Origin of the sequence: Corynebacterium lactis RW2-5, from assembly GCF_001274895.1 — a bacterium.
In the GTDB taxonomy this organism is placed as follows: Bacteria; Actinomycetota; Actinomycetes; order Mycobacteriales; family Mycobacteriaceae; genus Corynebacterium; species Corynebacterium lactis.
This window is the reverse complement of the sequence record NZ_CP006841.1, coordinates 2,174,408-2,194,009: the sequence shown is the minus strand read 5'-3', so window position 1 is coordinate 2,194,009 and position 19,602 is coordinate 2,174,408. Positions and strand designations below refer to the sequence as shown.

The window sequence follows — 19,602 nt, the reverse complement described above, 5'->3', positions numbered from 1 at the left end:
TTTGTTGCTCACCTGTATTGCTCGGGGTAGTACAAACTGTGTTATGCTCGACAGTACAGGAGGTGGGAATTGGATGTATATCACCATCAATCCAGGTTCGGAGATTCCGCTCTTCCAGCAGATTCACGACCAAATTGTCGAGGCGGTCGCTGCCGGCGACCTTGTTGAAGGGCAGAGGCTGGATCCGGTCCGTCGAGTAGCAGCAGATTTTGGCATTAATCCTGCAACCGTGAAAAAGGCTTACGACTTGCTTCAATCAGAAGGCATTGTCACCACCGCGCGCAGGTCCGGATCGGTCATCACTGTTGGGCGGACTCCGACCCGACAGCAGCAACGCCTGGCCCATGAAGAGCTGCGGCGAACCTTGGCTCGAGCTGTCGTTCAGGGGATTTCGCCAGAAGAACTCCAGTGCTATGTGTCAGCTCAGCTGGATCAGCTCGTAGCCCCACAGTCGGCTCAAGATTCCAACGCAAAGAGGACGAAGCAATGATCATCAAAATCACGATTGCCCTTGCGGTGCTCACAATCGCAGTAGCAATGGCAATAACTTCCGCATTGGTCGCCCGCACCACTCCGCTAGGCGTGAGCATACCGCGCTCGCGTGCCGACGACGCCGTCGTCGCCAGTGCGGTGTCCCGTTACCGGCGCCTTGTCCTGGCGTCTGGCGCTGTCGCGGCTCTCGCAGTGCTGGCGTTGCCGATAGCTCCTGAATGGGCATCGGTGGTGCCACTGGTTGTCCTCGGACTCGGCCTGGCAGCTTATCTTGCGCAGCGAAGAAAGATTATCGAGGCGAAGTCCGCCGGTGGTTGGTTTGAGGATGCTGAGTATTCCGTCTCGGCGCAGATTGCGCCCGGGGCCTCGGCAGGGGAGAACAGTGATGTTGCCCGCGCCATCGCAGTTGTGGAGGCTCCACGCGTGCCAGTCTTCTGGTACCTAGCTTCGCTGTCTCTACTGGGCTCTGCTGCGGCGTTGGTCGCGGCGCGGTGGTCAGAAATTCCCAATGTCATAGTCACTCATTGGGGGCCGGGGCTCGAGCCGGACGCATGGGCTGACAAGTCCGCGGCGCAAGTATTCATCCCCACCTGGATTGGCCTGGGAACGCTTGCGTTGCTCTGGGGATCCACGCTCGCTGTGGCGAAAACAATGGTTGCGGTGCGAGGAGACCGCTCCATTAAGGGACAACTCCGGTCGCGGGCCGTCCTCGCCGGTATGAACAAAGGTTTTGGTGCGCTGGCGCTAATGATGGCTATAGGTTTTGCCACCATGCAGGTCATCAACTACCTGCCCGGCTATGAACGGTTCATGGGGGCCACGTTCGGAATCTTCATTGCTCTCACGGTGCTGGGCGGCGTCGCCATTCTTGTTCCAATTGCTACCGCTCAGTCGAAGACGGACGATGCCTTGCGCGGCTTCAAGCTGCCCGATGATGTCAATGACAGCCCGGACAACGACAAGTTCTACAAGCTGGGCACGTTCTATTACAACCCGGACGACCCGGCAGTGCTCGTCGAAAAGCGATTCGGCGTGGGCATGGACTTCAACTATGCGACCTGGCAAGCGAAGGTGTTTATGGTGACGATTCTGGTGGTGCTAATTGTGTGCATTGCGTTGCCGTTCCTGGGCTAGCTCTGAGGCGGGCTGGGGCAAGAGGGTGCTCGCGCAAAAAGGCATAAAAAAGTGCCCCAGAGAGGAATCGAACCTCTGGCATGACCGTATATATGCAGGATATGGAAGTTTAGTCGGCTTTTTGGCTCACTTTTGGCTCACCCTTGTTCTTTCTTCGAGACCCAGCAGCACGCTGTGCACGACCAACAGCATCAATCACTGAATCAAGATCTTCGTCAAAAAGACCAGAGTAAATATCCAGTGTTTCCTTCGCGCTCGCGTGCCCAAGCTGAGCCTGAACGACCTTTACAGAAGCCCCATTAGAGATAAGCAACGACGCCGCAGTATGCCTCAAATCATGGGGAGTAAGCAAAGAAGGAAAACTACTGTCCTCAGCAACGCACGCATCCACAGCAGAATGCCACCACGACCGCTTTGACGGCGTAGTCAAATGCCCACCACCACGCTTCTCCCACAACAGGCAATCAGGACTCTTCCCAGCCATCAGCGGAACCAAAAGCTCAAAAACGGCCGGCGTCGCAGCAATCACACGATCACGACGCCCCTTAGTCGCTCCAACCACAACCCGGCCACCGACAGTCGACGCGGACTTAGTCACCGAAATACGGCCCCGCAAAGGATTCACATCACCAACCGTCAAACCCACAGCCTCGCCCCAACGACAACCAGACGTGCCCAACAACCAAACCAACGCCTTCTTATCGTCCGAGCACTTCGACGCCAGCGCCTCCAACTGCTCCAAAGACAAGAACACCTGCTTCGGCCGCTTCCGCGCCGGGCAGTGGACTGCAGTAGCCGGGTTTGTGGTGAGGCGTTTGTTGGTGATGGCGAGGTCGAGCATCCCTCGGATAATGCCTAGGCAGCGTTCGACGATAGTGACGGATTTATTCTCAGACAGGTCTACTATCCAGGTCTGTAGTTGTTCGGTGGTGATTTGGTTAATAGGCGTTAATCCCCAGCGGGGTTTGACGTGGGTGCGCCAGGCAGAGTCTAGTGGCTTCCATGTTGAGGTGCCGTGGCGCATTTTCTTGATTGCTATCCATGGATCCCATAGCTCGGATAGGGGGATGTTGGACAGAGCGGGATCTACCCACGTGCCTTTTCTTTGTGCGACGCCTTGGTCTTCTATCCAGGCTTGGGCTTCTGCTTTGGTTGGGAAGCCGCGTTTGCGGGTGCGTGAACCATCTGGTTTCGTGTATTGCACTTGCCAGCGTCGGCCGCTTTTCGTTTTGTAGTAGGAGACGGTAGCCATGACAAACGCCTTCCTGCGGCGAGATTACTCCTGCGGTGAGGAGCTTTTGTCTTTATTACTCCAGCTAGTCATCGCGCGCGGTGCTAGTAGGACTCCTAAGCCGCTTAATGCGGCTAGGAATGCGAATGCGGTTGTGCCGCTGGTGCCACTGACGGAAGTTAGTACGGCACCCACAATCAAGGTTGCGGTGAGCGCGGCAAAAATCCATTGGGCGCGGCGATGTGAGTTTGCATCTTCGCGGATTGAGTAGGCGATTGCGTTATTCACTTCGGCTTCGGATAGTGTGGCCTCGTTCGCAGCAGAGATACTTCCTTCGGACATGCATACAATTCGTTCTGCAATTCCAGGGAGGGCTTGCTCGTATCGGGCTAGTTCCTCGGCTGGAGGAAGCGGACCTTGCCGAATTTGAAGCATTCGGGCGAATGCTTCTGAGTTTTCGGATACTATTTCGGCTGTTATCGCGTCATCGCTCCGTAATGGTCCATTGCTTTGCGTAGAGCCGTGCCTGTCTGTTCCCAGCCCTTCCGAAAGTTTTCCGATGGGTCGTGAATCGGAGTCGCTCGAATCACTCGACCGTCCGTCGAGCGGGCGATTACTGGAGTCTTGCGACGGCTCATGATGTACTCCAGGTTGGTCATCGGTCATCACTCCTCGCCTTCTGGTTAAACTGTTGGGGACGTGACAAAGCCTACTATACGGAAACGTTGAGGAACATAGGGGTCTACGATATGCGTCTACGTAGTTACCCACTCTGCTGTTCGGCCTCTGGTGAGCTGTACGTCTGGTACGTGGAGCGAGTCTGAATAGATGACAGCTTCTGTTCCGATGTGTTGCTTATGTGCTGTGTGGGCGATGGGGAAACGTGCGCACCGCACGTTTCGATAGAGGATGTCCGTAATTCGGGGATCATCGTCGTAGGTGAGCATCCATGGTGCGTGTGTATCTGCGAGTTTGCTTGCCAGGTCTACGTGCGCTGCTTCGTCGAAGGCATGCAGGTATAGGCCGTCACCTTGGACAACGTAGGGAGGGTCTGCGTAGATGAATACTTTGGAGCCTAGATCTGAGATGGAGTCGAGGAAATCTAGGCCTTCCATCTGCGTGACGTGTATTTGGTGTCGGTATTGTGCGAGATGCTGTACACGCGTGATTAAACCGCTCTTGTTGTAGCGTGCGTCTATTTTCCATGTGCCTTTTTGGTCGTGGCCACCGATGGGGCCGGCGTGGAGGATTCCCGAGCGGTTGGTTCGGTTAAGGAAGAAAGTTGCGAATCCTAGTGCGAGATCGTTTCCGGTCTCTCCTGCGAGGTAGGTGACACGTTGTTTGTGCCATTCGTCCAGGTTCACTGCGGTTTCGGAAATCAATTCGCAGAATTCCTCTGGGGCGGTGGTGATGCTGCGCCAGAAGGCTGCGATGCCGGGGTTAAGGTCGTTGAGGTGTATTTCTTCGACGATGCCATCGGTGAGAAGCTTCAATGCTGCGCCTGCTCCGCCCGCGAATGGTTCTGCGTAGTGCGTGGGTCGGGGTGTTTGGGCGGTGATGAGTCGCTGAAGGTAGGGGGCTAGTCGTGCTTTGCCTCCTGGATAGCGCAGCGGTGAAAGATACCTCATGAATCAGTATTATTGCGTAGTTTCTCGTTCATGGCCACCAGCAGCGGCTCGATGCGGTCGAACCAAACATTTGCTGCCGAGGTGTCTTATTGCTTCATGAGTCTCATGGTTCGTTGATGTCGACGCCGTGTTTGGTGGGGTGATTTTTGACGGGTGAGCCTGGGCGGTTTTGGTGCCAGGTTTTGATTTCTTCAGCGTCCCAGAGGGGGGCTGATTTGCCCCAGGTTGCTACCGGTTGGGGTGTGCGTTTGTTGGCGTGGTAGTTCGCCCAGGTCCTGGGGCTAACTCCGATGTGGGTTGCGCATTCGGCGCTGTTCCAGAGTCGGCGGCCGGTGTCTTCGTCGATGATGATGGGGCGCATTAGGAGATTTTCTTTCGGTTGTGGTCGATGGCGTAGCCGATGGCGAGGAAGGCTGGGATAAAGAATGGTGATGCTCCGGCCAGTGTCATGATGGTGGCGGTGCATGCTCCGATGAGTATGAATCGCATTACAGTGTGTCCTTTCGTGTAGTGTGGTGGGGGAAGTCCCCCGGCTAGCTGCTTTAGCCGGGGGCTTCTTTATTTGTTCCTGGTGTCTAGCCAGATGATGATCATGACTACCAGGGTTATGGTGGCAATGATGTCGGTGTAATCCACATCTTTCACCTCTCCTTCTAGTGCGTTTCGCTCGCGCACTACAACCATTATAACGTAAATATGCGTTATGTGTCAAGTTTGGAAACCAAAGGTGCCATCGGGAAACAACAACCATGTAAGCTAAAGAAGACGCTCTGATAGCGTCCCCTTTCCTAGCGGTGCGAAAAGTCTCCACCGCAAGCGCGTGGAACTGGAATAGCACCAGCTAGTTGGGTCCACCTCCGTTTAAGGAAGGGGGTGAGATGAAATGCCGAAACCGGAAACCGGCGATAAGCCGGAAAAAGGGAAAGCTCGGAAAGCAATTGGTGAGATTGCAGTCCGAGCCTTCACGGTGTTAGTAGCCAATGAACTCGCGGATGCGGTTCGCGAGACGATAACTTGGCTAACTAACTAGTCTCACGAAGCCCTCACGTTTGCTTGGCGGCGGCGTGGGGGCTTCGCCTTATCGGTGACATGGGGCGCGTTGGGCGACGATTCATGTCAAGCCCAACTATAGCGAACCAATCTAACTAACGTAAGCCAAGCCCCTCACACAGTGCGCCTTTCATACATACCCCGCCATATGGCAAGTACTTCGTTTGTAACCCCTAATTCCGCTGCAATTAACTGTGGACGTGCCTCGTAAATCTGTTCCGCGAGCGCATATTCAACCGGTGATATGAGTAACCGAGCCGCGAAACGATCAGCTTGCAGCTCTTGTCGGTCGCTCGCTGGAGCGGGGTGTTCAAGCCACATGTGAGCGAGTTCGTGGGCCATAGTGCAGCGGGTGGCGGCGTCGTCCATGCCGTGGCGCAGGCTAATGCGGCGCTCGTGGGGGAGCCATGCGCCTTTGGGGCCGCCTTTGTGCCATGTGACGCGAACGCCGGCGGCTTCGGCGATGGAGATAAGCTCGTTAGTTGATGGGGTCTTCACCTCGGCTCAGTTCCTTTACTTCCTGCTCTAATTGCTTCATGTCCAACTCATTGACCTTGGCATCAAGAGCCCTTTGGTACTTGTCCCACTCGCTATTGGCCTTGTTCACGGCTTGCTTATGTGACCTGTCGCCCTTGCCTTGAAGTACATCTCGATCGTTGAAAACGAGCCAAGCGTCAGCTTTGGTCATCCAGTCATTAAGGAGAATGGTCTTTCGTTGTTCGGCCTGGTCTTCTGCATAGTCAAGGAACATTGACGTGAGCCTGTTCATTCTCCGTAACTCGTCACTGGTGAGAAAGTTTTTGGCTACTGTCATATCTGATTTGTGTGGCGATTCGGCTGCCCATGTGGTTAGTCCAGCATTGGGTTTTGTGTGGTCGGCGCGCTTAAAAACGAGTTCTGCCGCAGTGTGGTGATGGGTGGCGAAGTGGAGTCTGTTTTGGATTCCAGCGAAAAAGTCCCGGACTTCGGCATAGGTCTTTTTCTCTTCATAGTCGTCGCTGGTTTTCGCAATTACATCGCAAATCTTGCGGAAGAATTGTCGTTCCGAGGCTCGGATCTCTCGGATGCGTTCGAGTAGTTCATCAAAGTGGGTGTCCACGCCGTCATTTTTCAGGCGTTGGTCGTCCATCGCGAAACCTTTGACGAGGTATTCGGTGAGTACTTCGGTGGCCCATTTGCGGAATTGCGCGCCTCGGGGGCCGCGTACCCGGTATCCGACAGCGAGGATCATGTCGAGGTTGTAGTGGTTCACTGACCTGCTTTGACCGGGTACTTTCAAAAGTTGTTTGAAACTGCCGGATACTTCTTTTTCTCTGGTTATGTTCTGCACGTGATGTGAGATGGATGCGCTAGTGACGTCGAAGAGTTCGGCCATTTGTTTTTGGGTTAGCCATGCGGTGCCTTGTTTGAGTTGGAGGCGGACGTGGCTTTTGCCGTCTTCTGTGGTGTAGATGGCGATGTGGTCTGGTTTAGTCAATGGGGTCCTCACCTCGTTTGATTCGTTCCTCGTTTTCGTCTGGGCTGCTATCGGCGGCGTTTGGTTCGGCTTCGTCCCATTCCGTAACGGTGCCGTCATGTGTATCAGCCGGGGCGGATTGGGTGTTCGAACGGTGCGCGTCGAGGTTGGTGACGGGTGCGTCTACGTTTTCGTAGTCGATGGCTTCGCCGGTGGGGTCTCCGAATAGGTACAGTGCTTCCGGGTCGGAGCGACGCATGATCTCGTCTAGCAATTGCTGGTTGCTCGCTTTGCGTAGTGCGAAGGGGATTCCTACGCCGTCTGTTTCCCATTCGTTGAGGTATCCGGTTTGGATTAGTCCGGTGACGGGGGAGTGGTTGTAGCCACGGCACAGTGCTATCACCATTTCTGGCCTGAACGTTCCGCGTGACAGTTGTCGGGAGAGTGTGGACTCCTTTACCCCTGATTTTTGGGAGATAGCCTTCTGTGTATCATCGCCGGCCAACTCCTTGAGCCATGCGGTGAAGTCTGTCGAGTTCCTCATAAAATGCACATTATTGCAATATGCCGGAATTGGCAATAAATGCAGGTTAGTACACGTTGCGGGGGTGTTTAAAAGGGGTGGGCTATAATTATGGTATTGCAATAAGTCGGAAAATCCGGCACTGTGAAATTACCGGCGCAGGGAAGCGCTGGAAAGGAACTTTCAGAGGAAGGGAAACCCATGATGGACACCATCTCGGCGCCACGCTTTCGGGTTCGCCCAGGCGTACTAGACCACATCATGCGCACTCGACGCTTGCAGACCGAAGAGCAGCTCGCAGCAGCACTCGGAACGAACGTGGACCGCTTAGGAGATATGCGCGCAGGCGCTCCAGTCACCGCTCGAATGGCGCTACACATCGCAACACTGCAGGGCGACGGCGATTTCATCGCTGGATACTGCGAGCCAATCGCGGCATAAGAAAAACCGCGCCGGGCACTGGGGAAGTTGCCGGGCAACAACCGTCGACAAGCGAAAAAGGAGATTGCAGTTATGGGCGCAAAAGTAGCGAAGCTCAATATCGAGGGCACTGATACAGGAGTCAACATCGATGTAGACGGTGCCAGTGAGGGAATCCACATCGAATACGAAATTCTGGCGAATGTGATGGCAGTAATCGTGCAGGAGGCCCTGGACGCAACGAAGCACGACCAGGGCAACTAACTACTTCTTACCCCTAGACCGAGTCTCGGAAACCGTGGTCTTCGGGTGGCGAGCAGCGGTAGAGGCCTTCACGAAGCGTCCTGTAATAGCGCTGCGGTGAACCTTGCCAGAACTCTTGCCAGCAGATTTAGCCAAGACAATTACCTCCTTTCCAACGCAAAAGCGTTATTGAGGAGGTTACTAAACCAGCGTGACACGACCGCCGGGCACTGGGGAAGGTGCCGGGCAGCAACCGTCGAAAAGCGAATGAAAGGAAACACAAGGATGGCATGGATATTTCGAGACCAAACCACAACGGATCTCGCAATGCTGGGGCTACTCAACGCGCTTGGCACAAACTTGGCTGACGGCGGCACCGTCGCGAATTCTCTTAGCCGACTAGACGCGCGCGGAAAACTACTGGCGCTTTCCCTCGCGCAACGCCTAGCCGGCGCATTCGGAGTAGCGCTTGCAATCGAAGATGAACGACTCCAACGAGCACTACTTGAACTCAACAGTGAACGGGACGTGTTCGGACAGGTTCACATAGAGCCTTCTTCCTTCGAAAAAGACAGCAATCAGACCGGGGAATCTATTGCTCTTGATTAGATTCGCCAGTTCTTCGTTGTCGTTCTCATCAAGCAGGATGTTTTGGCCTTCGTAGTACAGGTTCATCATCTTAATCACCTCCCTTCCGGGGAAGCGTCCCCTGACCGGGAATTTTAACCAACCGAATACCGCCGGGCACTGGGGAAGGTGCCAGGCAACAACCGTCGAAAAGCGAAAGGAGGAAATAGAGATGTGTGAGAACAAAAAGGAATGTCCCACCGCGCAAATGCTGCGAGTGCCACAGTCGACGCGATGGGACAGTGACCTAGTCGACAGGATGTTCGCCGACCTGCCGTTCAAGCCGTGCGATACGTCGCTCCAGCCCAGTGATCGTGTGGACGACTTGTCGAACAAGGGAGGCGAGTGCCAATACGGATGCAGATTTAATCCTGGCTGGATTGGTGTTTCCGGAGAAGCGAATCGACGAAGGGAGTTGGCTCGAATTCGGAAGCAACACGGAATCTCGCAGATCTGCGCTCAGTGCGGCGACGAATTGGTGCCGGAGTCCACTGCACGAAGACGACTGCATTGCAAACGTCCTCGAAGCGCAATGATGTTTCGAATTCCAGGGAGTCTCCTGGACGCAGCAAAGGAGAAGTTGCGATTTTTTGCTCGCGGTACTCGGCATCTCGGTGAATCCACACGCTCACACGGTGAGCATTGCCGTCGCCGAAGTTTCCGCAAGACCCGTAAATAATGAGCCGTTTCTCGTCTCTCGATGGATTGGAGAGTTCCCCGGTAAATGACCAGTCAACCAAGGGCCGATTCCACCAAGACCAAAGAGCAGCACCGCCTACGGAAGCGAAAGAGATGCCGGCTGCTACCCATGACGAGACTGTTCCGAAATCCATACATCAACACTAGTTGAGCTCTCAGAAACTGCTGGGCAGGGCAACCGTCGACAAGCGAAAGGAAGGAATCTAAATGAATGCGCAAGCAGATGCCCAAATGAAGAGTCCAATCAGCGGAGTGAGGATTTACCGCTACGCCACCCGCGATGATCTACGACTAGCGATGCACCTACCTCATGGAGCGAACGTAATCGATATCTCTATCGAGGAGGCGCAACGCTTCGCCGAAGACCTAACGCAACTCGTGCGCTAGCTGGCTGGCTAACGATTCAACCCGCCGGGCGCTGGGGAAGGTGCCGGGCAGCAACTGTCAACAAGCAAAAAGGAGGGAGGACGAGAGTGAACGACCTAGGAAACCTGAGAAAAGACAATGGCTCCGAGCTTGTCCTCGCGACAGCTCAGGCGGCGCTTAATAGTGCCACCGCGCTCGCCACCACCGGGCGTTTTCCACGACATGACAGCAATGACATCAAAGGTGATGGGATTGCGGCCGTTGTATACGACGCTGTCTCCGAACATTGCGACGATGTGGCGCTTCTGGGCTCGCGCCTTGGGAATCAACTGAGGGTAAATGCTCTCAAGCTTGAAGAACAGTTGCGCACCGTAGGACACGTTATCAACGTGCCGATAGTGGGCATCAGCGGGAGCTATGGATTTGCCCGCGTGTTGAACCTCAACAAACAGGGTGAAGTCAACAGCATCGTGGGAGCTTTCGCTGGAGATGCAGATAACCCCATCGTTTTCGATCCGGAATCCCCAGTTGTACTCGAAGTCCTCGCTAGAGACTCGGAGCGCTCTTTCACTGACCGAGTTCGCATCCTCAGCCAGCTTGTTTGCCTGTATTGCGATGCGATTCGATTCGGCGGCTTCTTGAAGTGCCCGCTTAGCGATGCTGTTGGACTTCTTCGCCTTGCAATTAGCGATATGCGCGTACACGAGACCAGCGACACCGATGGGTACTCCGAGGATATCGATTCCGACTGACAGCCAATCCATACCAATAAATCTACGGAACCAAATACATAGGTGGCGAAAACTGCCAGTCAAACAGCAGCCGGCAAACGAAAGGAGGAAGCGGCGATGAAGTACATGGATTTAGCCAACGCTAGAGGCCAACTGCGTCAACAAATGTTAACCAGACTCCATGACAGTGGCCTAAGCCAGCATCTCGTCATCAACGATGAAGAGTTGCTCGAACAACTCGATGGTCTTACTGAGATACATTTCTGCGTTGGCCATTCGGTCATCGAGGCTCCAAACACCGTAGCTGCGAGGAATTCGCTGGACCCAGTCGGCTACATCGAATTGGAGACGCCAAGTGATATCTACTCCGTCATTCGAGTTGAGTTCGATGCCGCGGCGGAGCGCGATCCACGCGGCTTCCAACTCCTCATCACCCCGGATGAAAGCCTCGAACCGATTGCATACACCACAGCGCGAGGTGTCGATGGCCGGGCTGTTGGAATTGACCTGCAGCTCGACGATGCGCCACACGAGGCAATGCCCACGTCGATGGCGGTCAATTCGAGCGAGCTCATGAATCCACCACAGCGCACTTCCGCTGAATCCTCCGGTGGCGTGATAGGGCTGCGTGCGTTCAATAGCTCGGCGAATCCTATCGGAAACCCCATAGGTATTGCACGAGGCGAAAGCGTCAGCAGATCTGCACAACGGGTAGGAAATCCGGCCGGCATTTGGCGGAGGGTCCAACTTGGTTTCTCGGACAACGATTTCGTACATCAGCCCATCGAGAGCAGCGCGAAGTTGGTACAGCCACTCTCCGAAGATGAGGGACAGCTCGGTTGGCACAGGTGCGGTCGCATGGAGGCGAAAGGAACGGATATCGCCGTCGCCTACAACCCGGCGCTCAATCGGGTTCGCCTTCAGATGTTCGGCACCAAGACTCCACAGCTCGTGGCGGTGCGAAGCCGCTCGCTCTACTCGAGCGACGAGGCGCCTGAATTCGTTTTCACTCATGGACAAATCGTAACGGCTGACACTAATCCAACAGCGGCAACAAAACAGATTAGTACAGGGGAGCACACGTGGAATTAAAAGCAGCAATCGGAAACACGAGAATCGACGCCACCGAAAGCGAAATCACAATCACCAATACGGACAACGACACATCAGTATCGATTCCTTACCGGGCAGTCGGCACCGTTGTCGAAGTGTTGGAGCTCGCAGATAGGTGCATTGCTCCTTTTACACATCCATGGGGAACCAGAGCGGCCCCTTGGTCGGACACCAGCATAAAGGCAGATAAATAAATACAGCCCGAATGGTTACTCAGGGGTTCGATTCCTCTGCCGGGCACTGGCGCGTAGGCGATATGAGAATCGGTCGCCGCAAGCCAGCCACAATGCCGTGGGCCTTTCGCACGGCGGTTTGGCTGCGCGCCTCACAAACCAAATAAAAGGGCCCGCCCCCGCTAGCACCAGGGACAGGCCGAGAGTGTTGAAAGGAACACTGCCATGAAGCATACACAGTCTACGGAGGTAACCATGATCGCCAGACGGAGAACTCTGACGCCGCGCGAGTTCGCCGACGAATTCGGCATAGATGTTCAACGCGTCTATCGCTGGTGCCAGGCGGGACGCCTTCGCACGATGCCGAAGACTCCTGGGAGTCGCCAGCACTGGCGCATCTTCAGCTGCGAAGTTGATCGCGTTATGACTGTTGGGTTCCCGAGCGATCCACGGGAGGCAGCATAAATGAGTAATCCAAACGTTAAGTTCAGCCGCTCAATGTGGCGCGACGCCTACGATTTGCTGGACCACGTCAACACCAGGAACAAACTGCAATGGGCAATGTCGCTGATTCTTGCCGCATCCTCTTTTGCAATGGTCATCATTACCGGCTACGACAATTTCAATTTTGTTCCAATCATTTGGACAATCACAACAATTTTTTGGTTGTGCACGGCGGTCTTTATTTCAAAGTCTGTCAAAAGCATTGAGCGTGTTCTCCAGATGAAAAAGAAGAACAGTGGCGTCTCTGCGACCCGGTATTGGCCGGAGGCATGACATGAAACAGCTTCGTCGAGTTCGCTCACCGAAGAATCGGTGGGTGCTCGTAGTAGTCCCCGTGCCCCGCGGTGGCAGGAAACCGGCCACGACCGATTTCGAGGTGTCGTTCGGTGATCTGATGTCAGAGATGCCTCGTAGTCTGAGGTTTCCGCCAACACTGCCTCGTCGGCTAGGCCGGCATGGGGATGGGCAGCAGTTCATCACCAGAGGGGCTTTGGAAAACCTGGTCACTTTCAATAAGGATGACAAGCGCGTTATGCGCCAGCTCGAGGAGTTCATCGAGCACATCGCAAGTGAGGTGCAAGGTGAACCAGAAAGATAAGCCACGGTGCGCCCGCCGAATCTCAGACGGTCGCTGGCAGGTAGCAATGGCAGGGATCCCTCCGGCCATAATCTGTAATTCGCTGCAAGATGCTTTGAAGACTGCGGCGGGTATTGGACAACGCTCTCCCGGCGGTAATGAGATGTGTCGGCTTGATGCTCGGGGGCATGTTCTCGAGCTCATAGAACTGGGAATGTCAGTAGAACATATCGCTGAGTCAGCTCGAGTGCGCTGTGAATCAGTGGAAGCAATCATCTCCGGTAATACATCCGTCGCTATGGCTGACGTCAATGCGATGGCGCAGGTCGAGTTTGAGCTGTCAGATACGGAAGCCACTGCGCTAGATCTCCTGCACTTCACGTCATTAGGGGCCACCCTTCGGGAAGCGATTGCATGGTGCCGGAAAAGGGATGGCCTGTCGGCTCAGAAAGCGTGGGCAGCAGTTCCCGTCGTCAAGCAGCGCATGGAGGGGTTGAAATCAGCATGATGCGCCGACGATGGCTGATTTTCCAGATGAAGGTCGAAGCCAACGTGTTGCGGATAGTTCACCGCGGCGAAAAGCACTAAGCAGCCGATAGCAGCGAAAATGAGGAGGAAAAATGCCACGCGAACGGGTTTGTAGGTATTGCGGTTTTCCTATCCGGTGGGCGTGCACACCATTGGGGCATCGGCTTGCCCTTGATGCATCGTCTGACCCAGATGGGAACGTGCAGATCGTACATGGCGCTGCTGTGTTCCTCAGTGTGGAAGAAGCTCTGCGGAAGCGGTCTCAGGGGTATTTGCTGTTCCAGCAGCATGTGTGCGCCGGTGCTCATGGCAAACGGCGAGCGGGCATGCCTGAGCGGGAGAAACAGCGCATGCAACAGCGGCGTGCTGCGCGTGAGCGCAGACGGCTCAATGAGATGACGAAGAACCATAAAGCGACAGCTAGATGACATCAGATGAATCAGCTGCGCAGCGTTGGTGGGAACAGCAGCAAACGCGGCGCCAAATTCAGATTTACCGATTCCTTGGCCCTCGTAAGCGCCCCACCCGCACTGAGATTCCAGGGCAATTAACCATTGATGGACAGGAGATTCCAAGAAATGACGACAGCAGCAGATGATGTAGACGTCGTTGATGCGACGCCGAAAGCACAGCAGCGTCGGCACTTCCGGTTCGTGGCGCCAGCCGTAGAGTTCTCGAACGCGTTGAAGGCAGTCCACCCAATCGCAGTGCCGGGCGATACCGCGGCGCAGTTCGATTCGATTCGCATTGATGTTCGCGAGGATTCGACGGTCACTGTCTCTGCGGCCAACCCGATGATGATGGGCGCCGCGGAAGTGCCCGGTGTCGACGTGATCGCCTCCGGTTCGGTGGATGTCGCGCCTCGAGTCGCGAAGGAGTTAGCCGAAGTTGCGATTCAGAAGGTAACGAACGCTGGGCCGGTTGAGGTCGAGGTTGCCGCTTCGGCGGACTTCATTGAGATAGCGCTTGTTTACGGTTTGCCATTTGAACCGCACAAGACGCGTCGCCCGGTGCAGTCGCCGAGGCAGCCGCTTGAAGGAGTCGCGAAGCATGTCTCCGAGGTGCTGCAGGAAGTGCACGCGAAGGAGCGGAGTTCCGCCATGGTCTCGCAGTCCGACGTCCTTACCCGTGCGACACCGGCGCAGGAAGTCGCGTTGCAGAAGGCAGCGCGGGCTATCGGCGCTGTGGTGACTCGCTTCCCTTCGACGGCCGAAGCGAAGTTTGTGGCCACGGCTCCGCAGCTCGCGGTCGTGTGGGTCTGTAATCCGGACGGGTCGAATCCTGCGGACGGTGACGAGGAGAAGTTGGACGGCGTCGACGAGCAGCAGAACACCGGGTCGCCTGTTGCGCGACGTGTTGTTGTCGCGCGGCCGTTGGGAGGAGTGGCGTAGTCATGACGCTCCAGGTGAAGAAGACGGGCGGCAGTTTGTTGCCGTGGGTTGTTGAGGACGATACCGGTAGCGTCGCGTGGTGTGGCTCGTGGGAAGACGCTGTTAGGACTGCGAACGAGTACGCCCGCGCGGTGGAGGTCCAGCTCTTACGGCCGGACAAGCTGTTCATTGAGCATTGCTACTCATGGGGGTTTGGGATCTACGACCGTGATATTGCACAGTTCGGCGATGTTGAGGCATCTCGAGGTGTGGCTGCCTGTGGTAGCTCCCGGGTTCGCCTGGGGGACATTGAGTTCGCCTCTGTCGAGGAGGCTCGTCGGACGGCAGCGCAGTTGCTGTCTGCGTGTGCGTGGGCGCAACGGCCGGCAGTAACGGGGAAGGTTTCTTGATGGGTGACAGCGGCGTAAGCAATAACAAGGCCGTCAGGCAGTTCTGTGTGGTGGCGTCAACAGATGGCGGATACACATGGAATTCATTGCGCGTCGCTGGGGTGACATGGATGAGCGCAGAACAGGCACAAGATGTGCACCAGGCGTGCAGTCTGCGGGCCCGCACATATGGCTTGTCTGCGCGGTACCGGGTGCTGTCCCGCACTGTTTCTGCGAACACCATGTGGCCTTATCCGTCTGATGAAGGTGATGACCGAACCGGTTATCACGAGGAAAGCGAGGTCTAGCCGTGGCGCTACCAGTGCCTTGTTGTAGAGATCCGTAAGCAATTGTGTTGGTTCATTTTGTTACCGCGCCGGTTTTTGATTTGGAGTTCGAAGAATGATTGGTACCGCTTCCCATATTTCTGCTGGGCAGCCCCGGTCCGGGAGTGATGCACCATGGCATGGGTAAGGGTCAGCGATACTTTCAACGAGGCCCCGGAGTGGATGCGAGCCTATGAGCTGGCAGCCGAACGTGGCGATGACCGTCTGGTCAGTGAACTCAAAGGCGCGGCGTCAGCGTTGTTTACGCATTCTGCGCAGCAGTGGACGGATTACAAAATCACCTATGGTGCAGCCGTCCGGCATATCGGCATTAGCCGGGTGGAGCCTGTGCTTCAGGATCTGATCACTATCGGGATTATCACCGAGGTGGAGTCTGAAGGTGAGCGGCAATTCGTGCTCGTTGAGCGTGAATCATTTGTTCATGTCATCCGCTCCGATGCGAAGTCGAAGGCAACGAAACGCCGCAACGATCAAAACCGTGCTGGGTTGCAGGTGCCGGTCATGCTCCGTGATGGAGACCAGTGCCGGTACTGCGGTGATGAAGTGGTCTGGGGCGATAAGAAGTCCGATCGTGGCCGTGAGTACGACCACCGTGACATCGATGCGCCGACGACCCCAGACAATTATGTGACGGCATGCCGTGGCTGTAATCAGCTGCGGCATGAATTAGGCGAACGCGCCGAGGAGGAACTTCCGCTCCTCGACCCACCAGAGTCTCCAATGTATGGCCCGGAGCTGCGCAAGAAACTCTCCCGCTGGGAGGGATTCGTTGCGCGCTGGTGCAAGAAGGAGGGACTCCCGAATCCGCTTATCGCGGACGAGGTTGAGGCCCAGGACAACCCGGCAGCCAGTCGGGCAGTGACCCCTTCTCAGGAAGAAAAAACGGTACGCGCTACGTCCCCGGCCGCGGGCCCAAGCCAGGAGCCCGGCAAGCCGCAGTTCCCCAATACTGATTCCCATGGCCAGGTTGAGTCTGAGGGTAGAGCCGCCAAAGGGAGTTCTCGGCAGCCAGCCGAGACTATTCAAGTCAATGTTGTCCAGTCGCTTCCGGCACTCCCCGCACACCATGCGGGCGGTGCGCCGCAGGGCCGTAAGGCATCGCACGTGCGCGATGCCGGTCCCGCCAAAGGAGCGGAGCCTTTCGCACGTCGCCGTCGCCGACGCCGCCGCAACTAGTTTTCGAGTACACGCCCCGCGATAGGAGGGGCGAAAAACAAACGAGCTTGCGGTGCGTCCAAGAGAGCCTACGCGCTTTTGACGACGCGGCCTTTGTCGTACCCAAAAACTTTCCCGTCGACGAAAAAACCGTTCGACAAGGGGAGTAGTTGTCGGGCTGGCACCGGGTCGGGTCGGGTCGGGACGGGTCGGGTCGGGACGGGTCGGGTCGGGACGGGTCGGGTCGGGAGGGCTTTTAAATATCCCTCCCCCTCTCTTTCTTTCCACCCCCCCTTTACCTTTGTTGGTTCTTTAGTTCTTTTTGTTGTGGCTTGTTGATTGGAGCCTTATGCCACCGTTGTCGCCGGACCAGGTTGAGCAGCTTGGTCGTGCATTGTCCGCGATTGAATCTATGGCCCCCGCCCTCGCTGAGATGATGGTCCCCTCGCCGCCTGCCTCCGGGGTCAATGGGGGCCGTCCCCCGAGTGCCCGGGGGTCTCGCCCGCCGCTGCCGGTGTACTTGCTGGATGTGGAGCACGCGGCGGAGTTGTGTCTGTGGGACTGGGCGCAGGCGCTGGCCTACGAGGTGCAGTGTCGGCCGCCAACCAGTCGACGCCTTGAGCACGTGGCTCGGTGGCTTCATGATCGTGTGCATGATGTCGCGGAGCGTTCGTGGGCTGATGGTGTGCTCGTCGAGGTTGAGCATCATCGGCGGGTGATAGGCGATAGGGTGAGTCCACCTGAGCCGGTGGCGCGGCGGGAAGTTCCACAGCAGGGTTCTGCGCGTCAGGTTGCCGACGCGCTCGCAGTGCTTGGCGTGCGTGTCAGTCACACGTCGTTGAGGAAGTGGGCGAAGCAAGGCGAGATTCCAACGACGCTGAGTGATGAAGGCGTCGAACTCTTCGACATCGCAGACTGCATGCGCGCAGTCGCAGCGCATCAGTGTGGCGACGACACGCGGTCGACAGGGTAGAACTTCGTGACCTGCGGTTTACAGTCCGTGTGCTAAGCTACGCTTGACTGAAGCGCATGCTCTTAAACCATCTCAATTGAGATTATGGTTTGAGAGCTTTTGCTTTACGTCAACCATGCGCGATTGGCTAACGCTAGTTTCGCTAATGGCTACGATGGGTCGCGGTAGAGAATTGCGGAGTTTCACCTGGACGGCAACACCCCTCCAGTAACCCCTAGAGGTCAGCCGGTAGCCCCCAGCCGCCACTCGCCCCAGGAGGTACCAGACATGCCAGGGTGGAAGTCGAACTCCCAGGGTCCCAGATCCCGAGGCGTATCAAAAGCCGTAGCAGACCAAGTCATGGCGCGCGATCACTTCGAATGTCAAGCGCGGCTGCGTGGCTGCGCTGTCATCGCCAACGAAGTGGATCATGTGGTGCCGGTCTTCGAAGGTGGCAATGATGAGTTAGAAAACCTCCGGGCTATCTGCTCGCCGTGCCACAGGAAAAAGACCGCAGGGGAAGCAACCCGCGCCAGGCAGCGACGCCGCCAGCCCGTATGGGCAAAGCCCCACCCAGGCTTGCTGTGAGGGGTGGGGGAGGACCCTCGCTTCGAGGGGCTGGCCAGGGCGGAGGGCATTGCCTTTAAATTTGTGTACGGGTTCCATTATTTGCGCTGGTCAGGTGGGAAAACGGGCTAGGTTGAACGCTGGCGCGCTTTGCTGACCTGCGGGTTTAAAACTGGCGCAGCGCTAACTTCGATGCCTTATTTCGTGGTCTGTGTGACCGTCTTTAATTGGAGAACATAAGGCCAGGTCACAGCAGTGAAACGTAACGTTTTCTGATAAAATCGAAGTATGAACAAAGGTTGCGAAGTCTGTGGTGCAACGCTTCCGTTGCAGGCACCCGGCCGCATTCGGACGTACTGCTCGAATGCGTGCCGGCAAAAGGCGTACCGTGCCCGCCAGCGCAACCGCTACCCGCAGGAAATGACCAACGCACGACGCTGGGTTGCCGCCGACGGCAAGCGCCCCATGCAGACCAACGGCAAGCCAGCATCGTCAACCAAGCCAGAAACATGGACGCAGTTCCGCGACGTCAAAAAGAAGCCGCACGGTTTCATGCTCGGCGGCGGATTCGCATGCATCGACCTGGACAACTGCTTCAGCAACGGGCAACTCCAACAATGGGCACGCCGGATCGTCGACGCCGCGCCGGGCGCATTCATTGAGCGCTCAGTCTCCGGCAAAGGACTCCACATCTTCGGGCTCCTACCGGAAAGCAAAGGTCGCAATTACGGACGAGTAGAGGTCTACTCCGCCGAACGGTTCATCCGTACTACCGCCACCGTGTGGTCGGCAGGCGAACTGGTTGCATTAACGAAGACAGTCGCGGCCATCGAGGACATGAATCAGACAGGAAAGCTTCCTAGACAAACAACAGGGAGGAGGTAGGCCATGCCGGGCCCAGTACCCAAACGGTCAGACCAGCGCCGACGCCGCAATAAACCGCAAGGCCCAACAACGCTGAAAGTGGCCGGTGCAGAAACGGTGAAGCCACCAGCGGAAGACCGCAGCTGGCACATCAGCGCCAAACGCTGGTACAGGAGCCTGAAGCATTCCGGCCAATCAGTGTTCTTCGAACCATCCGACTGGGCAGCAGCGCACCTATGCGCCACAATCCTGTCCGACGAGATGCAAAGACCAGAGCCAGTGCGCGCCGCAATCATCGCTCAAATCAACTCCATGATGGACTCCCTCCTAACAACAGAGGGAGCACGCCGCCGACTGCGCATCGAACTGCAACGCGCCGATGCGACCAAGAACATCGACGACAACACCCAAGCAGCAATCCTGCTGATGGAAAAATACAAAAACGACCTAACCGGATAAAGAA

The 19,602-nt window shown here is 56.3% G+C and carries 31 protein-coding genes and 1 pseudogene; 17 read left to right on the top strand and 15 right to left on the bottom strand.

Annotation, left to right across the window (positions count from 1 at the left end; all coding sequences use genetic code 11):
* The first annotated feature begins 73 nt into the window (after positions 1 to 73).
* Positions 74 to 490, top strand: coding sequence for a GntR family transcriptional regulator (locus CLAC_RS09690; RefSeq protein WP_053412748.1), 417 nt, complete (start codon positions 74 to 76; stop codon positions 488 to 490).
* Positions 487 to 1,626: a DUF5808 domain-containing protein gene (locus CLAC_RS09685; RefSeq protein WP_053412747.1), complete on the top strand. Its 1,140-nt coding sequence runs from the start codon at positions 487 to 489 to the stop codon at positions 1,624 to 1,626. The genes CLAC_RS09690 and CLAC_RS09685 overlap by 4 nt, the downstream gene beginning before the upstream one ends.
* 109 nt (positions 1,627 to 1,735) lie before the next feature.
* Here the strand turns inward: CLAC_RS09685 and CLAC_RS09680 are convergent, their stop codons facing one another.
* The 6 genes and pseudogenes from CLAC_RS09680 to CLAC_RS13070 all read right to left on the bottom strand — a co-directional run bounded on the left by CLAC_RS09680 (position 1,736) and on the right by CLAC_RS13070 (position 4,974).
* Positions 1,736 to 2,878 carry a site-specific integrase gene (locus CLAC_RS09680; protein WP_053412746.1) on the bottom strand — a complete coding sequence of 381 codons (1,143 nt, stop codon included), beginning with the start codon at positions 2,876 to 2,878 and terminating at the stop codon, positions 1,736 to 1,738.
* 24 nt (positions 2,879 to 2,902) lie between these two features.
* The gene (locus CLAC_RS12835; protein ID WP_245621857.1) at positions 2,903 to 3,199 is read right to left on the bottom strand and encodes a hypothetical protein; all 297 of its coding nucleotides are present in this window, start codon (positions 3,197 to 3,199) and stop codon (positions 2,903 to 2,905) included.
* A pseudogene (locus tag CLAC_RS13205) lies at positions 3,200 to 3,292 on the bottom strand (DUF2335 domain-containing protein); the annotation flags it as partial. It abuts the gene before it with no gap.
* Between the two features lie 41 nt (positions 3,293 to 3,333).
* Positions 3,334 to 3,516 (bottom strand): hypothetical protein, encoded by a 183-nt coding sequence (locus tag CLAC_RS12830; protein ID WP_053412745.1) that lies wholly within the window; start codon positions 3,514 to 3,516, stop codon positions 3,334 to 3,336.
* 96 nt (positions 3,517 to 3,612) lie between these two features.
* Positions 3,613 to 4,485 (bottom strand): DNA adenine methylase, encoded by an 873-nt coding sequence (locus CLAC_RS09670; protein WP_053412744.1) that lies wholly within the window; start codon positions 4,483 to 4,485, stop codon positions 3,613 to 3,615.
* A gap of 360 nt (positions 4,486 to 4,845) precedes the next feature.
* Entirely contained in the window at positions 4,846 to 4,974 is a 129-nt protein-coding gene (locus CLAC_RS13070) for a hypothetical protein (RefSeq protein ID WP_255456356.1), read from the bottom strand.
* A 394-nt stretch (positions 4,975 to 5,368) separates the two neighbouring features.
* Here CLAC_RS13070 and CLAC_RS12825 point away from each other — a divergent pair, with 394 nt between their 5' ends.
* Positions 5,369 to 5,515 carry a hypothetical protein gene (locus CLAC_RS12825; protein WP_168165347.1) on the top strand — a complete coding sequence of 49 codons (147 nt, stop codon included), beginning with the start codon at positions 5,369 to 5,371 and terminating at the stop codon, positions 5,513 to 5,515.
* Between the two features lie 134 nt (positions 5,516 to 5,649).
* On the opposite strand, the gene CLAC_RS09660 is transcribed toward CLAC_RS12825, so the two are convergent.
* The 3 genes from CLAC_RS09660 to CLAC_RS12705 are packed head-to-tail and all read right to left on the bottom strand — an operon-like array spanning position 5,650 to position 7,535.
* Entirely contained in the window at positions 5,650 to 6,033 is a 384-nt protein-coding gene (locus CLAC_RS09660; RefSeq protein WP_053412742.1) for an ImmA/IrrE family metallo-endopeptidase, read from the bottom strand.
* A complete protein-coding gene (gene rhuM, locus CLAC_RS09655; protein ID WP_245621856.1) occupies positions 6,014 to 7,012 on the bottom strand; it encodes a RhuM family protein in 999 nt (332 codons plus the stop codon). The genes CLAC_RS09660 and rhuM overlap by 20 nt, the downstream gene beginning before the upstream one ends.
* Positions 7,005 to 7,535, bottom strand: coding sequence for a hypothetical protein (locus CLAC_RS12705; RefSeq protein ID WP_156324827.1), 531 nt, complete (start codon positions 7,533 to 7,535; stop codon positions 7,005 to 7,007). Before CLAC_RS12705 ends, rhuM begins: the two co-directional genes overlap by 8 nt.
* 180 nt (positions 7,536 to 7,715) lie before the next feature.
* Between CLAC_RS12705 and CLAC_RS09645 the strand changes: the two genes are divergently transcribed.
* Both CLAC_RS09645 and CLAC_RS12700 read left to right on the top strand, forming a co-directional pair.
* Positions 7,716 to 7,955 (top strand): hypothetical protein, encoded by a 240-nt coding sequence (locus CLAC_RS09645; RefSeq protein ID WP_053412739.1) that lies wholly within the window; start codon positions 7,716 to 7,718, stop codon positions 7,953 to 7,955.
* A gap of 72 nt (positions 7,956 to 8,027) precedes the next feature.
* Entirely contained in the window at positions 8,028 to 8,198 is a 171-nt protein-coding gene (locus CLAC_RS12700; protein ID WP_156324826.1) for a hypothetical protein, read from the top strand.
* On the opposite strand, the gene CLAC_RS13065 is transcribed toward CLAC_RS12700, so the two are convergent.
* The 3 genes from CLAC_RS13065 to CLAC_RS09635 form a co-directional block, all read right to left on the bottom strand.
* On the bottom strand, positions 8,199 to 8,333 hold the full coding sequence (locus CLAC_RS13065) for a hypothetical protein (RefSeq protein WP_256375039.1): 135 nt from the start codon (positions 8,331 to 8,333) through the stop codon (positions 8,199 to 8,201).
* A gap of 345 nt (positions 8,334 to 8,678) precedes the next feature.
* Positions 8,679 to 9,005, bottom strand: coding sequence for a hypothetical protein (locus CLAC_RS12695; protein ID WP_156324825.1), 327 nt, complete (start codon positions 9,003 to 9,005; stop codon positions 8,679 to 8,681).
* Between the two features lie 164 nt (positions 9,006 to 9,169).
* A complete protein-coding gene (locus tag CLAC_RS09635) occupies positions 9,170 to 9,637 on the bottom strand; it encodes a hypothetical protein (protein ID WP_141762951.1) in 468 nt (155 codons plus the stop codon).
* Positions 9,638 to 9,710: 73 nt separating this feature from the next.
* On the opposite strand from CLAC_RS09635, the gene CLAC_RS09630 reads away from it, so the two are divergent.
* The gene (locus CLAC_RS09630; RefSeq protein ID WP_053412736.1) at positions 9,711 to 9,890 is read left to right on the top strand and encodes a hypothetical protein; all 180 of its coding nucleotides are present in this window, start codon (positions 9,711 to 9,713) and stop codon (positions 9,888 to 9,890) included.
* 95 nt (positions 9,891 to 9,985) lie between these two features.
* Here the strand turns inward: CLAC_RS09630 and CLAC_RS09625 are convergent, their stop codons facing one another.
* Together CLAC_RS09625 and CLAC_RS09620 are read right to left on the bottom strand one after the other, a co-directional pair.
* On the bottom strand, positions 9,986 to 10,633 hold the full coding sequence (locus tag CLAC_RS09625; RefSeq protein WP_053412735.1) for a hypothetical protein: 648 nt from the start codon (positions 10,631 to 10,633) through the stop codon (positions 9,986 to 9,988).
* A 159-nt stretch (positions 10,634 to 10,792) separates the two neighbouring features.
* Positions 10,793 to 11,614, bottom strand: a complete 822-nt coding sequence (locus CLAC_RS09620; protein ID WP_053412734.1) for a hypothetical protein — start codon at positions 11,612 to 11,614, stop codon at positions 10,793 to 10,795.
* A 497-nt stretch (positions 11,615 to 12,111) separates the two neighbouring features.
* Between CLAC_RS09620 and CLAC_RS09615 the strand changes: the two genes are divergently transcribed.
* From CLAC_RS09615 to CLAC_RS12690, 4 genes are read left to right on the top strand one after another with little or no spacing between them, the layout of a single operon-like run.
* Positions 12,112 to 12,351: a helix-turn-helix domain-containing protein gene (locus tag CLAC_RS09615; RefSeq protein ID WP_053412733.1), complete on the top strand. Its 240-nt coding sequence runs from the start codon at positions 12,112 to 12,114 to the stop codon at positions 12,349 to 12,351.
* A complete protein-coding gene (locus CLAC_RS09610; RefSeq protein WP_053412732.1) occupies positions 12,352 to 12,663 on the top strand; it encodes a hypothetical protein in 312 nt (103 codons plus the stop codon).
* A gap of 1 nt (position 12,664) precedes the next feature.
* Positions 12,665 to 12,988 (top strand): hypothetical protein, encoded by a 324-nt coding sequence (locus CLAC_RS09605; RefSeq protein WP_156324824.1) that lies wholly within the window; start codon positions 12,665 to 12,667, stop codon positions 12,986 to 12,988.
* Between the two features lie 46 nt (positions 12,989 to 13,034).
* Positions 13,035 to 13,475 carry a hypothetical protein gene (locus CLAC_RS12690; RefSeq protein ID WP_156324823.1) on the top strand — a complete coding sequence of 147 codons (441 nt, stop codon included), beginning with the start codon at positions 13,035 to 13,037 and terminating at the stop codon, positions 13,473 to 13,475.
* Positions 13,476 to 13,551: 76 nt separating this feature from the next.
* On the opposite strand, the gene CLAC_RS12685 is transcribed toward CLAC_RS12690, so the two are convergent.
* A complete protein-coding gene (locus CLAC_RS12685) occupies positions 13,552 to 14,070 on the bottom strand; it encodes a hypothetical protein (RefSeq protein ID WP_156324822.1) in 519 nt (172 codons plus the stop codon).
* 3 nt (positions 14,071 to 14,073) lie between these two features.
* Between CLAC_RS12685 and CLAC_RS09595 the strand changes: the two genes are divergently transcribed.
* From CLAC_RS09595 to CLAC_RS09570, 7 genes are all read left to right on the top strand, one after another.
* Positions 14,074 to 14,886 carry a hypothetical protein gene (locus CLAC_RS09595; RefSeq protein WP_053412729.1) on the top strand — a complete coding sequence of 271 codons (813 nt, stop codon included), beginning with the start codon at positions 14,074 to 14,076 and terminating at the stop codon, positions 14,884 to 14,886.
* Positions 14,887 to 14,888: 2 nt separating this feature from the next.
* Positions 14,889 to 15,275 carry a hypothetical protein gene (locus CLAC_RS09590; protein WP_053412728.1) on the top strand — a complete coding sequence of 129 codons (387 nt, stop codon included), beginning with the start codon at positions 14,889 to 14,891 and terminating at the stop codon, positions 15,273 to 15,275.
* Between the two features lie 440 nt (positions 15,276 to 15,715).
* Complete coding sequence (locus CLAC_RS09585) at positions 15,716 to 16,777, top strand: HNH endonuclease (RefSeq protein WP_053412727.1); 1,062 nt, start codon at positions 15,716 to 15,718, stop codon at positions 16,775 to 16,777.
* 328 nt (positions 16,778 to 17,105) lie between these two features.
* Positions 17,106 to 17,729 (top strand): hypothetical protein, encoded by a 624-nt coding sequence (locus tag CLAC_RS09580; RefSeq protein WP_053412726.1) that lies wholly within the window; start codon positions 17,106 to 17,108, stop codon positions 17,727 to 17,729.
* Positions 17,730 to 17,996: 267 nt separating this feature from the next.
* On the top strand, positions 17,997 to 18,296 hold the full coding sequence (locus CLAC_RS13200; protein ID WP_082313321.1) for an HNH endonuclease: 300 nt from the start codon (positions 17,997 to 17,999) through the stop codon (positions 18,294 to 18,296).
* Between the two features lie 267 nt (positions 18,297 to 18,563).
* Positions 18,564 to 19,160, top strand: coding sequence for a hypothetical protein (locus CLAC_RS09575; protein WP_211255354.1), 597 nt, complete (start codon positions 18,564 to 18,566; stop codon positions 19,158 to 19,160).
* 3 nt (positions 19,161 to 19,163) lie between these two features.
* Positions 19,164 to 19,598, top strand: coding sequence for a phage terminase small subunit (locus CLAC_RS09570; RefSeq protein ID WP_069359750.1), 435 nt, complete (start codon positions 19,164 to 19,166; stop codon positions 19,596 to 19,598).
* Positions 19,599 to 19,602: the final 4 nt, after the last annotated feature.